The organism is Pseudomonas sp. NBRC 111131 (genome assembly GCF_001320525.1).
GTDB classification, from domain to species: Bacteria; Pseudomonadota; Gammaproteobacteria; order Pseudomonadales; family Pseudomonadaceae; genus Aquipseudomonas; species Aquipseudomonas ceruminis.
Genome location: NZ_BCBH01000012.1, coordinates 149,006 through 161,432 on the forward strand (window position 1 = coordinate 149,006; position 12,427 = coordinate 161,432).

Genomic DNA, 12,427 nt, shown 5'->3' on the forward strand with positions numbered 1-12,427 from the left:
CACAGACAGCCTTGATTCTGAAGGCTCACTTTTTCATATGGTTTTCCACACGCTTCAAATCTTTAGCCAGTTGAATGCGCAACGCGGATATCAACTTTTGCGCGTTGTCTGCCAAGGGTTTTCCCGGGCGGAAAAGCAGAAGGCTGGTGAAGATCCTGAGAGCGTTGGCAGCAGGCCTGCTGAGTAGTGTGCAGGGCCGCGTGTCGTGGTGTACACGGAAAATAAGGCATCTAGACTTACAGACAGCCCGCTGCTGCTGTCATGGCGGCGAGTCCTCACCATTCATCCGACCACCGCCTCCCCGGACCGGACATCCCTCGCTGACGGTGGCCTTCTTGCAGAGGAGGGCAGGTCATGGACGAGGCAAGGCTTCACGATTTCATGGGTAAGCTGGTGGGCGACATGGGCGCTGCGGCGACCCTGGCCAATGTGATCCTCGGTGACGAACTGGGGCTGTACAAGGCCATGGCCGACAGCCAGCCGATAACACCCGAGGCACTGGCGGCAAAGGCCGGCTGCCACCCCCGGTTGGTGCGCGAATGGCTCAACGCTCAGGCCGCTTCTGGGTACATGGTGCATGACAAGGGCAGTTTCGTGCTGCCCGAGGAACAGGCCATGGCGCTGGCCCTGGAGGATTCCCCGGCCTACATGGCCGGTGGCGCGGCGGTGGTGGCGGCGCTGTTCCACGACAAGGACAAGCTGGTGGCGGCCATGCGCGGTGACGGCGGGCTGGCCTGGGGCGACCATCACCCGTGCATGTTCAGTGGTACTGAGCGCTTCTTCCGGCCTGGCTATCGGACGTTCCTGGTGGCTGAATGGCTACCGGCGCTGGAGGGTGTGGTTGCCAAGCTGCAGGCCGGGGCGAAGGTGGCGGACGTGGGCTGCGGGCATGGGGCTTCGACCCTGGTCATGGCGCAGGCCTATCCGGCTTCGAGGTTTGTCGGTTACGACTACCACGCGCCCTCCATCGCCACGGCTCGCGAGCGCGCCGGCGAGGCGGGTGTGTCGGAGCGGGTGAGTTTCCAGCAGGCCTCGGCCAAGGATTATCCAGGCCATGATCATGACCTGGTGTGTTTCTTCGATTGCCTGCATGACATGGGCGACCCGGTTGGCGCTGCCCGGCACGCCTACCGTGCGTTGAAGGCTGACGGTACGGTGATGCTGGTGGAGCCTTATGCCGAAGATTCGCTCGACGGCAATCTCACGCCGGTGGGGCGCTTGTTCTATGCGGCATCGACGTTCATCTGCACACCCAACTCGCTGTCCCAGGAGGTCGGGCTTGGGCTGGGCGCTCAAGCGGGGGAAGCGCGGTTGCGCGCGGTGTTCGAGGAGGCGGGCTTCACACGTTTCCGGCGCGCAACGCAAACGCCGTTCAATCTGATTCTGGAGGCGAGGAAGTAGGTTTTTCCGGCAGAAGTTGACCCAGTTTCTGTGGGGCGGGCGTGCCCCGCGAACACTGGCGAAGCCGGTGCCAGCCACCGCGCTGCCTGTTTCGCAGGACGACGCCACTCCCACAGGTTTGGGCGCTGGCAAGCGCTAGACCCCGCCACCCACGGCCGACAGACAAAAAGAAAGGGCGCCCAGTAGGCGCCCTTTCTTCTTTTTGCTGCTTAGGCTTCGGCGTCCCAAGGACGATCGCCTTTTTCATCTTTCACGCGGGTCGGCAGGCCCATCACGTCCAGGGCCTTGAGGAACGGCTCGGCTGGCAGCTCTTCGACGTTGACCATGCGCTTGGCATCCCACTCGCCACGGGCGACCAGCAGCGCAGCGGCCACTGGAGGTACACCGGCGGTGTAGGAAATACCCTGGCTGTCGGTCTCGGCGTAGGCTTCTTCGTGGTCGGCCACGTTGTAGATGAACACTTCGCGCGGCTGACCATTCTTGGTGCCTTTGACCAAGTCACCGATGCAGGTCTTGCCGGTGTAGCCAGGGGCCAGCGAGGCCGGGTCTGGCAGTACGGCCTTGACCACTTTCAGCGGCACCACTTCCAGGCCTTCAGCGGTCTTGACCGGCTGCTCGGAGAGCAGGCCCAGGTTCTTCAGCACGGTGAACACGTTGATGTAGTGTTCGCCGAAGCTCATCCAGAAGCGCACGTTCGGCACGTCGAGGTTCTTCGAGATCGAATGCACCTCGTCGTGGCCGGTCAGGTACAGGTTCTGCGAACCCACCACCGGCAGGTCGTCGGTACGCTTGACCTCGAACATGGTGTTGCTGGTCCACTGGCTGTTCTGCCAGCTCCACACTTGCCCGGTGAACTCGCGGAAGTTGATTTCCGGGTCGAAGTTGGTGGCAAAGTACTTGCCGTGGGACCCCGCATTGACGTCGAGAATGTCGATCGAATCAATGCGGTCGAAATACTGTTGCTGCGCCAGTTTGGCGTAGCTGTTCACCACACCCGGGTCGAAACCGACGCCGAGAATGGCGGTAATGTTCTTCTGCTGGCACTCTTCCAGGTGTTTCCACTCGTAGTTGCCATACCAGGGCGGGGTTTCGCAGATTTTGCCCGGTTCTTCGTGGATCGCGGTGTCCAGGTAGGCCACACCGGTATCGATGCAGGCACGCAGCACCGACATGTTGAGGAAGGCGGAACCGACGTTGATCACGATCTGCGATTCGGTCTCGCGGATCAGTGCCTTGGTCGCCTCGACATCGAGGGCGTTGAGCGAGAAGGCCTGGATGTCGGCGGGTACCTTGAGGCTACCCTTGGCCTTGACGCTGTCGATGATGGCCTGGCATTTGGAGATGTTCCGTGACGCGATAGCGATACGACCCAGTTCGTCGTTATGCTGCGCGCACTTGTGGGCCACCACCTTGGCGACACCTCCTGCACCAATGATAAGAACGTTCTTCTTCAATTTACCTGTTGCTCCTTACTTTTGGGGCCGGTCTTACGACAGGCTGGAAACGTAGTCTTCGAAACCGAACTCGCGCACCAGTTCGACGCTGCCGTCGAGCTGTCGGACCGCGATGGAAGGCATTTTCAGACCGTTGAACCAGTTTTTCTTGACCATGGTGTAACCCGCCGTGTCGATGAACGACAGGCGATCGCCGATGGCCAGCGGACGATCGAATTGGTACTCGCCGAAGATGTCGCCGGCCAGGCACGATTTACCGCAGACCATGTAGGTGTGCTCGCCATCGTTGGGGGCCATCTTGGCGTTGAGGCGGTAGATCAGCAGGTCGAGCAGGTGCGCTTCGATCGAGCTGTCGACCACGGCGAGGTGCTTGCCGTTGTAGAGGGTATCGAGCACGGTCACTTCCAGCGAGGCACTGTTGGTGATCGCGGCTTCGCCAGGCTCCAGGTAGACCTGTACGCCGTAGTGTTCCGAGAACGCCTTCAAGCGCGCGCAGAACGCATCGACCGCATAGTCTTCACCCGTGAAATGGATGCCGCCACCGAGGCTGACCCATTCCACCTTGTGCAGCAGGTGGCCGAAACGCTCTTCGATGTGGGTGAGCATCTTGTCGAACAGGCCGAAGTCACCGTTCTCGCAGTTGTTGTGGAACATGAAGCCGGAGATCTGCGCGATCACTTTCTCGATCTTTTCCGGGTCCCACTCACCGAGGCGGCTGAACGGGCGCGCCGGGTCGGCCAGCAGGTAGTCGGAACTGCTCACCTGCGGGTTGACGCGCAGGCCGCGGACCTTGCCCTCGGACTGCTCGGCGAAGCGCTGCAACTGGCCGATCGAGTTGAAGATGATCTTGTCGCAGTTCTCGAGCATTTCCTCGACCTCGTCGTCGGCCCAGGCCACGCTGTAGGCATGGGTCTCGCCGGCGAACTTCTGGCGGCCGAGCTTGAGCTCATACAGCGACGAAGAGGTGGTGCCGTCCATGTACTGCTGCATCAGGTCGAACACCGACCAGGTGGCGAAGCACTTGAGGGCGAGCAGTGCCTTGGCACCGGAGTGTTCGCGCACGTAGGCGATCTTCTCCATGTTGCTCAGCAGCTTGGTTTTATCGATGAGGTAGTACGGCGTCTTGATCATTTAAAGGCCCCCGGCCAGGCCGGCCAAAAAAAGGACACGCATTGTGCCTTCCCTTGCCGCATATCGAAAGGGCGAGATGCGCATTTCGTCGAGCTTGCGGTCAGCGTGAGGGAATTTTCCCCCGTGCGACAAACTCATTGGAACACGCCTGTGTGAACATCCTAATAGCGGGCAGGCAGAACAAGGAGATTCCGATGAGCAGCCGTACCAGAACACTCAAGGACGGGGGATGGGCATGAAGATCGGGGTCATTGCCGACACGCACGGGTTGCTGCGCCCCGAAGCGATTGACGCGCTGGTGGGGTGCGAGCTGATCGTACATGCCGGCGACATCGGCAAACCGCAGGTGCTCGAAGTGCTCGAGGCACTGGCGCCATTGCGGGTGGTGCGCGGCAACAACGATTTGAAACTGCCGTGGGCGGCGCAGCTGGCCGATGAGCTGCGCTTCGACCTGGCAGGCCGACAAACCCTGCTGGTGCACGACATTGCCGATGTGCCGCATGAACTGGACGCAGCGGTACAGGTAGTGATCACCGGGCACTCGCACAAGCCGATGATCGACTGGCGCGAAGGGCGTTTGTACCTGAACCCGGGAAGCGCCGGGCCACGGCGGTTCAAACTGCCGGTGACCGTGGCGGTGATTGAAATTGAAGGGGAGGTGCTGGTGCCGCAGATCATTGGGTTACTGGATTGACCTCTCGGCCGCTTCGCGGACAAGCCTGTGAGGCGGCCGGAGGATGCTGCCTCAATCGACCTGCTTCAACCACGCCTGGATCTGCTCCAGTGTCGCCGTAGCGCCGCCACAAACCACGACCAGTACATTACTGTAACCGTCCAGTTTCCCCGCCTCGTAGGTTACCGCCAACGCCGCTCCACAGGCCGGTTCCACCAGCACCCGATGGTCAGCCAGGAAACGCTCACACGCTTGCAGCGCCGCGCGGTCACTGACCAGCACACTGTGCACGGGATGTTCGCGTACGCAGGCCATGGCCTGGTCGGCCACACGCTTGGCGCCCAGCGAGGTCGCCACCGAAGCTAGGCGCTCAAGCTCCACCGGGTGACCGGCTTGTACCGCCGCATGCAACGAGGCCGCGCCTTCGGTTTCCACTGCCACCACCGGTACATCATCCCAGCCGTTGCGCTTGAGGCCTTCCACAACGCCACTGAGCAGGCCACCGCCGCCCACCGACAGCACCACGGCATCAGGCTTGTAGCCGGTAGCGGCGACTTCATCGATCAGGCTGGCATGCCCGGCCCACAGCAGTGGGTCGTCGAACGGGTGGATAAAGGCATCGTGCGGCCCGATCAACGTTTGGGCCAGGGCGTTGGCTTCCTGCCAGGAACTGCCATGTACCACCACTTTTGCATCCTCCTGATGCAACAGCTCCTTGGCCCGCTCGGTGGTGGTCTCGGGTACCACGACCGTCACCGGCACGCCGAGTTTGCGACCGGCGTATGCCACTGCCAGGCCGGCGTTGCCACCGGACGAGGAGACGAAGTGCCGCGCACCACGGGCATGGTGGACTTCGCAGGCATGGCCCACCCCGCGCAGCTTGAACGAACCGCAGGGCTGCAGGGCGTCGAGCTTGAGCCAGACCGTTCGGCTGGCGGCCAGCGATAGCGGGCGGGATTCGATCAGGGGTGTCTGGATATGCAGGGTCATTGGCTCGCTCCGCGTAGATGTTCAAGGTAGTTGTAAATGGTATATCGGGTCACGCCGAGGGCCGCTGCAGCCTTCTCCACGCCACCCTTGACGATGAACAGGCCGCGCTCCTGCATCACTCGTACAGCCTCCACCTTCGCCTGCCTGTTCATGCGGGCCTGGCCCGTGCGCTGCAGCGCATCTTCAATGATCTCACCCATCAGCAGTGCCATGTCAGCGGGTTCGCTTGTGCTGACCGGGGCCGCTACGGCGCCCACTGGCTGCAACTGCTGGAGAAAGCTCAATGCGGCGTCCAGGTCGGTGACATCGGTGTTGATGCACAAGCTGGCGAACGGGTGGCCGGTGCTGTCGCGAAAGATCGCGGTGGCGCTGCGCAGGGTGCGGCCTTTGAGGGTGGTAGGGTAGTCGGGCAACACCACAGGCTCGCAACCCTGCTGGCTGGCAGGGGCCTGCATCAGGGCTTTGAAGCCTTGGTCCTGTTCAGGGGCCGCGAGAATCGGGCTGCCGACCACACGGCCAGAGAGATGGCCGTTGACGATCGCCACCACGGAGTGTTCCGGGTGGTCAAGGTCATGCAGGAGGATTTCCATGTTACGCGCAGCGACGCTGCCCAGCGCCTGGATGGCGGCTTTCAGTACAGTGAGGGTGAGCTGTCGTTCGTGGCTTACCGATAGGCCCATGCCAACATCCTTTATCAACGATTTGTTGATAGTTACACAGAATGTTGAATTTGGCGAGCGGCCTCTACAGGCCCATCGAGGGATTAACAGGGTGTGAGGTAGCTCGCCGGGCGGAGACCGGAAGGGGCCGCTGATCGCGGCCCCGAAAGGTTCAGCCCAGTGCTGGGGTACGCGGCGGGATCATGCGGCGCGAGCCGGTCGATTCGAACGCGGCAGCGAATTTCAACAGATTGTTGTCGCTGTACGCCTGGCCGGCGAAGGTCAGCCCCACCGGCATGCCGATGTCGGCCATCACACCCATTGGCACGGTCACCGTGGGTACGCCCAAATGGCGGATAGCGAGGTTGCCGTTGGCCACCCAGATGCCATTGCTCCAGGCGATGTCCGCTGATGCAGGATTGACGTCGGCATCGGCCGGGCCTACATCGGCGACGGTGGGAAACAGCACTGCATCCAGGCCTTGGGCGTCCATCCAGTCCTCCAGGTCCAGCTTGCGGGTTTTCTCCAGCCCGCGCAGGCCGTCGGGCAGGGTTTCGATCTGGTCCCAGGTCTTCAGGCCGCGCTTGGCCATGTTGACATACTCGTCCATACCTGCCGCCAGGTCGTCCTCACGGTTGGGCAGGGTGCCCGGATCGTGCGGAAAGATCTGTGGGCCATCGACGTCGGCCAGGCGGTTGAGCTTGGGGTCGTTGTTGGCGCGCAGGAAGTCGTCGAAGCCCCAGCCGGACAATTCCCACAACTCATCATGCAGGAACTGTTTGCTGACGATGCCACGGTTGTACACGGTAGGGGCACCCGGGCGGTCGCCTTCACAGTTGGATACCAGTGGGAAGTCCACTTCCAGCACTTGGGCGCCGGCGGCTTCGAGGGCCTGGCGGGCCTGTTGCCACAGCTCAATGACCGAGTCGCGGGTCTTGATGCGCTGGCCGGTCGGGCCGCCGATGCCGGGTTTTTCGCAAGTGCCGGCTTCGGGGTCGGCGTTGATGTACATGCGCGGTACGCCGAATCGCTTGCCCTTGAGAACGCTGGTATCCACTGCCAGGTCCAGGTAGGACGCCGGGCGTACCGAGGAGGCGGCCGGGATCGGCACCCAGGGTTGCAGGCGCCACAGGTCGCCGCGGGTGTCAGGGTCGTCGGCAACCACGACGTCGAGGATTTCCAGCAGGTCGGCCATGGTACGGGCGTAGGGCACCACCACGTCCATGGTCGGCGTCAGTGGCCAGTTGCCACGCACCGAGATCACGCCACGCGAGGGGGTGTAGGCGCACAGGCCGTTGTTCGAGGCAGGGCCGCGGCCGCTCGACCAGGTTTCTTCGGCCAGGCCGAAGGCGCTGAAACTCGCTGCCGTGGCGGTGCCGGCGCCGTTGGACGAGCCGGAGGCGAACGGCGCGGTCAGGTAGTTGGCGTTGTACGGGCTTTCAGCGCGGCCGTAGACGCCACGCTGCATGCCACCGTTGGCCATGGGCGGCATGTTGGTCTTGCCCAGGCAGATGGCGCCGCCGGCGCGCAGGCGCTCGACGGTGAACGCATCGCGCTGGGCGACCAGGTCCTTGAATGCCGGGCTGCCGGACGCGGCGGTCAGGCCCTTGACCAGGTAGCTGTCCTTGGCGGTGTAGGGGATGCCGTCCAGCGGGCCGAGCAGTTCGCCACGGGCGCGGCGTGCGTCGGAAGCCTCGGCTTCCTTGAGCGCTTCAGGGTTGCGGACCACCACGGCATTCAGGGCAGTGGTGGTGTCGGCTCCATCGTAGGCGTCGATACGCGCCAGGTAGGCCTTGACCAGCTCGACCGCCGTCGTGCGGCCCGCTTGGAGCGCGTCGCGCAGCTCGGCAATGGAAACCTCGGTTACCTCGATCATGCTTTCACCAAAAATTGTGCAGGTGGGGGCGTTTGCGAGGAGTGTACAAGAAGGGATCGGGGGAAGCAGGCTTGCGCAGGAGAAATGGTTTTTTGCAACGGGGCACTGTTGGGGCCGCATGGCGGCCCCTGTGGACTCAATCCAGGTCCGCCGCCGAATGCCGTTCGGGCACCTGGCTGTCTTCGTCCCCCCAGGTACGGTTGACCCGGGTACCGCGCTGCACGGCCGGGCGTAGGGCGATCTCCTCGGCCCAACGCTGCACGTGCGGATACTCATGCACCGCCAGGAACTCCGCTGCCCCATACAGGTTGCCGCGCACCAGTTGGCCATACCATGGCCACACGGCGATATCGGCGATGCTGTACGTGTCGCCACCCAGGTAGCGGCTCTCGGCCAGGCGCCGCTCCAGCACATCCAGCTGGCGCTTGGCCTCCATGGTGAAACGGTTGATGGCGTATTCGAACTTCTCTGGCGCATACACATAGAAGTGGCCAAAACCACCGCCCAGATACGGCGCCGAGCCCATCTGCCAGAACAACCAGTTCAGGCTCTCGGCACGGGCTGGCGCAGCCTTGGGCAGCAACGCGCCGAATTTTTCCGCCAGGTACAGCAGGATCGACCCCGACTCGAACACCCGCACAGGCGGCTCGACGCTGCGGTCGAGCAGGGCAGGGATCTTCGAATTGGGGTTGACCTGCACAAAGCCGCTGGAGAACTGCTCGCCTTCGCCGATGCGGATCAGCCAGGCGTCGTACTCGGCACCGCTGTGGCCAAGGGCGAGCAACTCTTCAAGGAGGATGGTGACCTTGACGCCGTTGGGGGTGGCCAGCGAGTACAGCTGCAAAGGGTGCTTGCCGACAGGCAGTTCCTTGTCGTGGGTCGGGCCGGCGATCGGCCGGTTGATGCTGGCGAACTGGCCGCCGGAGGCTGCGTCGTTGCGCCAGACTTTGGGCGGAACATAGGGTGGCTTGCTCATGCATGGACTCCTTCAAACGCGCAAGACGGTCACGTACAGACGTGGACCTGCATCTATGCCATGGGTTCGCACCGCTGCGCAATTGCATTGGCTGCACGCGCCAGCTGCATGCGGGTGGCTTGGTCATGGATGCGCGGCCATACGCACTGCCTTGGCCATCTCGGTGGCCAGGGCTCGGCTCATGCCGTCAAGCGTGCGGCCACGGCGCGTGACGATCTGGATATCAGTGGCGTTCATTGCCTGGCAATCGATGGCCAGTGCCTTGAAGGTACCGTACTTGAGCTCGTCGATGATCGGCAATTCGGCCAGTAACGTCGCGCCCAGTCCAGAACGGACGAAATCGAGGATCACCGCCAGCGAATTGGAGGTCAGCGTTGGCACGATGTTGAAGCCATGCCCCTTGCAGGCGGCATCCACCAGCTCGCGTACGCGGAAGTTGGCCCCGGGCAGCACCAGCGATTCGCGGGCGACCTCCTCAAGGGTGACGGTAGTGCGCTTGGCCAGCCGGCTGTCGCGGTGAACGATCATGCGCAGCGGTTGCGCCAGGCTGAAAAGCCGGGTCAGGCGCGCAGTCGGGCTGGGCGCGAAAACCACACCCAGGTGCGCTTGGTCGGCCATCACCATGCGCTGCACTTCCAGCGACGGCGCGCTGATGATTTCGGCTTTATGGGCCCCGTGAGCCTGCAAGAAGCCTTGTAGCGAGTTGATCGCCCGGGCGCCGAGCAGGCCTTCGCCGATGGCAATCACGGTGGAGGTCTGCTGCTGGTCGCGCAGTTCGTCCAGGCGGCTGACCAACTGGGCGTGCTGGCGGATGCGTTCGATGTAGTAGTCCACGGCCGCTTCACCGGCAGTGGTCAGGCTGATGCGGTGGGTGCCGGGGCGCACCAGTTCGATGCCCAGCTCTTGCTCCAGCCTGGCGATCTGCCGGCTGACCGAAGAGGTGGCGACGCCCAGCGCTTCGGCGGCGGCGCGCATGGAGCCTTTGTCATGGCTCAGGTGCAGGTAACGCAGGCGATGGTCCTGCAGATCGATATGGCGGGTGGGCATGACCTCGACCTCGGGGTAATCACGGCAGGCATTGGCGTGTCCCCGTCGGTCCTGGCGGGGGCTGGCTTGATTGTTGTTTTTAGGCGCGGCGCGGGTTGGCCGGCGTAGTCGTGCTCCATGCCAGGCCATCCTACACCAGCTTTTTTCTGTTCGAAATCATGTGAAAAGTGGACTAAAAATTTTTCTGCATATTCGCGTGCCCGGTTAGTTTTTTTGGTTGTGTAGCTGCCTTAGTCTTTCATGCAAAAAACACTTTTAATTCAAGGAAATAACATAGTTTTAGGACGGATTTGCGGCTGATATCAAGGAGCGTTGTGTGTTTTTAAGCGTGAAAATTCAATTGACAATTCACGTAATTGATCGCAAATTTTCGCCACCGGCACACAAAACAAGAGAGACAGACCATGCCGCCCGAACCCGCCTTTGCTCCCCTGCGTGGCCGCCGCTTGCCCTTAGCCAGCTCAGCCATTTCGCCGCCTGCCATTTCCTACAAGCATCAGTACAAGAACCGCGCCTGAGACGGAGAATGTCCATGGATTCGCTTTGCCTGCGTGCCGCGCCCGTGTCGGCGCTTGCCTCCGGCCCTGCCTTCGAGGCCCTGCTTGAGGGTGTTCGTGATCGAGCCCGACTGGGTGAGTTCGATCGCCAGCGCCACATTTCCCGCGATGTGATCGATGCCTTCAAGGCCCACGGTGTGTACCGCGCCCTGGTGCCCAAACGCTTCGGTGGCTTGGAATGCTCCCCGGGCGCGTTCTGCGAGATGATTGAGCGCATCTCCCATGCCGACGGCTCGGCCGGTTGGGTGGCCAGCTTTGGCATGAGCCCGGTGTATCTGGCCGCGCTGCCACTGCAGACCATCGCCGAGATCTACCGCAATAGCCCCGATACTGTCTTCGCCGGCGGCATCTTCCCACCGCAGCCTGCTGAAATCGTTGCCGGTGGCTTCAAGGTCAACGGTCGCTGGAAGTACTCCAGCGGCTCTGTGGGCGCCGACATCGTTGGCGTCGGTATCGCCCCGCGCAACGGCGACAAGCTTGACCTGCCGCGCCTGGCAGTGATGCCACGCCACCAGGCGCGCATCGAAGAGACCTGGGACACCGTAGGCCTGCTCGGAACCGGCAGCCACGACCTGCTGGTCGAGGATGTGGTGGTGGGCGAGCAGTGGACCTTCGTGCGCGGTGGCAAGCCCAACCTGGATGAGCCGTTCTTCCGTTACCCGTCGCTGTCGTTCGCCACCCAGGTGCTGTCGGTGGTCGGCCTGGGCATTGCCCGTGCCGCGCTGGACGAACTGTCGGGCATGGCCAGCGGACGTATTTCGGTGACCGGCGCTCCGGCATTGGCAGACCGGCCGCTGGCCCAGGTCGATGTGGCCAAGGCCGAGGCCGCGCTGCGCTCGGCCCGCGCATTTTTCTACGAGTCCATCGAGCGGGCCTGGGAGCACGTGCTGGCGGGCGACCCGGTGCCGGTCGAGGTGACCAACCTGCTGCGCCTGTCTTCGACCCATGCCGCGCGGGTGGCGGCCGAGGTGGCCCGCAGCGCGCAGATGCTCTCGGGCATGACCGGCATCTACAACCAAAGCCCGCTGGCCCGTTGTGTCAACGATGCCCAGGTGGTCACCCAGCACGCCTTCATGGGCGACGTCACCTACCAGAACGCCGGGGCGATGTTCTTCGGTAAACAACCCCTTCCGGGCTACTTGTAACTTTCGGGATATTTGTCATGAGCGATAAGAAAACCTTGCGCGTGCTGTTCTGCATGGGCATCAACCAGAACTTCTTCGATGCGCCGCGTGAAGAGCAGTTGCACGTGTGGGCCGCCTTCAGCGCGATGTGGAACGGTATTCACGACCTGGCCGGGGTGCACGTGCTGGGCAACATGGACGACGACCAGAGCATGGTCGGCCCCTCCGACGGCTACCCCTGGACCACCTACCTGTTGGCCGACGTGCCGGACATCGAAACCGTGCACGCGGCCTGCAATCTGTTCCGCACCACGGCGGTGGGCGAGGGGCCTTACAAACTGTGGCGCTACGCCAAGGTCGAGGCCCGTGTTGGCCGCGAACTGATCATCCAGCGCGCCTGATGTGAGGAATATGCCGTGAGCCACCTGATCCCCGCCGTCAACCTGGCGATCGACCCGGCCGAGCTGGTACAGCCCGACCGCGTCCACACCTCCCTCTACACCGACCCGGCGCTGTTCGACGCCGAGCTGGAAAAGATC

At 62.9% G+C, this 12,427-nt stretch carries 11 protein-coding genes; 4 read left to right on the plus strand and 7 right to left on the minus strand.

What is annotated here, in order from left to right; genetic code table 11:
• Nucleotides 1-354: 354 nt before the first annotated feature.
• Entirely contained in the window at nucleotides 355-1,401 is a 1,047-nt protein-coding gene (locus tag APH34_RS13885; RefSeq protein WP_054901601.1) for a class I SAM-dependent methyltransferase, read from the plus strand.
• Between the two features lie 209 nt (nucleotides 1,402-1,610).
• On the opposite strand, the gene APH34_RS13890 is transcribed toward APH34_RS13885, so the two are convergent.
• On the minus strand, nucleotides 1,611-2,855 hold the full coding sequence (locus APH34_RS13890; protein ID WP_054901602.1) for a saccharopine dehydrogenase family protein: 1,245 nt from the start codon (nucleotides 2,853-2,855) through the stop codon (nucleotides 1,611-1,613).
• A 33-nt stretch (nucleotides 2,856-2,888) separates the two neighbouring features.
• Nucleotides 2,889-3,986: a carboxynorspermidine decarboxylase gene (locus APH34_RS13895; protein WP_054901603.1), complete on the minus strand. Its 1,098-nt coding sequence runs from the start codon at nucleotides 3,984-3,986 to the stop codon at nucleotides 2,889-2,891.
• Between the two features lie 235 nt (nucleotides 3,987-4,221).
• Between APH34_RS13895 and APH34_RS13900 the strand changes: the two genes are divergently transcribed.
• Entirely contained in the window at nucleotides 4,222-4,680 is a 459-nt protein-coding gene (locus tag APH34_RS13900; protein WP_054901617.1) for a metallophosphoesterase family protein, read from the plus strand.
• Nucleotides 4,681-4,731: 51 nt separating this feature from the next.
• On the opposite strand, the gene APH34_RS13905 is transcribed toward APH34_RS13900, so the two are convergent.
• The 5 genes from APH34_RS13905 to APH34_RS13925 form a co-directional block, all read right to left on the minus strand.
• A complete protein-coding gene (locus APH34_RS13905) occupies nucleotides 4,732-5,649 on the minus strand; it encodes a pyridoxal-phosphate dependent enzyme (RefSeq protein WP_054901604.1) in 918 nt (305 codons plus the stop codon).
• On the minus strand, nucleotides 5,646-6,329 hold the full coding sequence (locus tag APH34_RS13910; protein WP_054901605.1) for a transcriptional regulator: 684 nt from the start codon (nucleotides 6,327-6,329) through the stop codon (nucleotides 5,646-5,648). The genes APH34_RS13905 and APH34_RS13910 overlap by 4 nt, the downstream gene beginning before the upstream one ends.
• Nucleotides 6,330-6,480: 151 nt before the next feature.
• Nucleotides 6,481-8,184, minus strand: a complete 1,704-nt coding sequence (locus tag APH34_RS13915; RefSeq protein WP_054901606.1) for an amidase — start codon at nucleotides 8,182-8,184, stop codon at nucleotides 6,481-6,483.
• 136 nt (nucleotides 8,185-8,320) lie between these two features.
• A complete protein-coding gene (gene yghU, locus APH34_RS13920; protein WP_054901607.1) occupies nucleotides 8,321-9,160 on the minus strand; it encodes a glutathione-dependent disulfide-bond oxidoreductase in 840 nt (279 codons plus the stop codon).
• A gap of 123 nt (nucleotides 9,161-9,283) precedes the next feature.
• Nucleotides 9,284-10,207: a LysR family transcriptional regulator gene (locus APH34_RS13925; RefSeq protein WP_054901608.1), complete on the minus strand. Its 924-nt coding sequence runs from the start codon at nucleotides 10,205-10,207 to the stop codon at nucleotides 9,284-9,286.
• Between the two features lie 532 nt (nucleotides 10,208-10,739).
• On the opposite strand from APH34_RS13925, the gene iacA reads away from it, so the two are divergent.
• On the plus strand, nucleotides 10,740-11,909 hold the full coding sequence (gene iacA / locus APH34_RS13930; RefSeq protein ID WP_054901609.1) for an indole-3-acetate monooxygenase: 1,170 nt from the start codon (nucleotides 10,740-10,742) through the stop codon (nucleotides 11,907-11,909).
• A gap of 17 nt (nucleotides 11,910-11,926) precedes the next feature.
• Complete coding sequence (locus APH34_RS13935) at nucleotides 11,927-12,289, plus strand: hypothetical protein (RefSeq protein WP_054901610.1); 363 nt, start codon at nucleotides 11,927-11,929, stop codon at nucleotides 12,287-12,289.
• The last annotated feature ends 138 nt before the right edge of the window (nucleotides 12,290-12,427 follow it).

What these genes read in the sequence shown, in the direction of transcription:
- APH34_RS13885 (WP_054901601.1), top strand. Translation starts at nt 355, where the DNA reads ATGGACGAGGCAAGGCTTCACGATTTCATGGGTAAGCTGGTGGGCGAC.
- APH34_RS13915 (WP_054901606.1), bottom strand. Translation starts at nt 8,184, where the DNA reads ATGATCGAGGTAACCGAGGTTTCCATTGCCGAGCTGCGCGACGCGCTC.
- APH34_RS13895 (WP_054901603.1), bottom strand. Translation starts at nt 3,986, where the DNA reads ATGATCAAGACGCCGTACTACCTCATCGATAAAACCAAGCTGCTGAGC.
- APH34_RS13900 (WP_054901617.1), top strand. Translation starts at nt 4,222, where the DNA reads ATGAAGATCGGGGTCATTGCCGACACGCACGGGTTGCTGCGCCCCGAA.
- APH34_RS13935 (WP_054901610.1), top strand. Translation starts at nt 11,927, where the DNA reads ATGAGCGATAAGAAAACCTTGCGCGTGCTGTTCTGCATGGGCATCAAC.
- iacA (WP_054901609.1), top strand. Translation starts at nt 10,740, where the DNA reads ATGGATTCGCTTTGCCTGCGTGCCGCGCCCGTGTCGGCGCTTGCCTCC.
- APH34_RS13910 (WP_054901605.1), bottom strand. Translation starts at nt 6,329, where the DNA reads ATGGGCCTATCGGTAAGCCACGAACGACAGCTCACCCTCACTGTACTG.
- APH34_RS13925 (WP_054901608.1), bottom strand. Translation starts at nt 10,207, where the DNA reads ATGCCCACCCGCCATATCGATCTGCAGGACCATCGCCTGCGTTACCTG.
- yghU (WP_054901607.1), bottom strand. Translation starts at nt 9,160, where the DNA reads ATGAGCAAGCCACCCTATGTTCCGCCCAAAGTCTGGCGCAACGACGCA.
- APH34_RS13905 (WP_054901604.1), bottom strand. Translation starts at nt 5,649, where the DNA reads ATGACCCTGCATATCCAGACACCCCTGATCGAATCCCGCCCGCTATCG.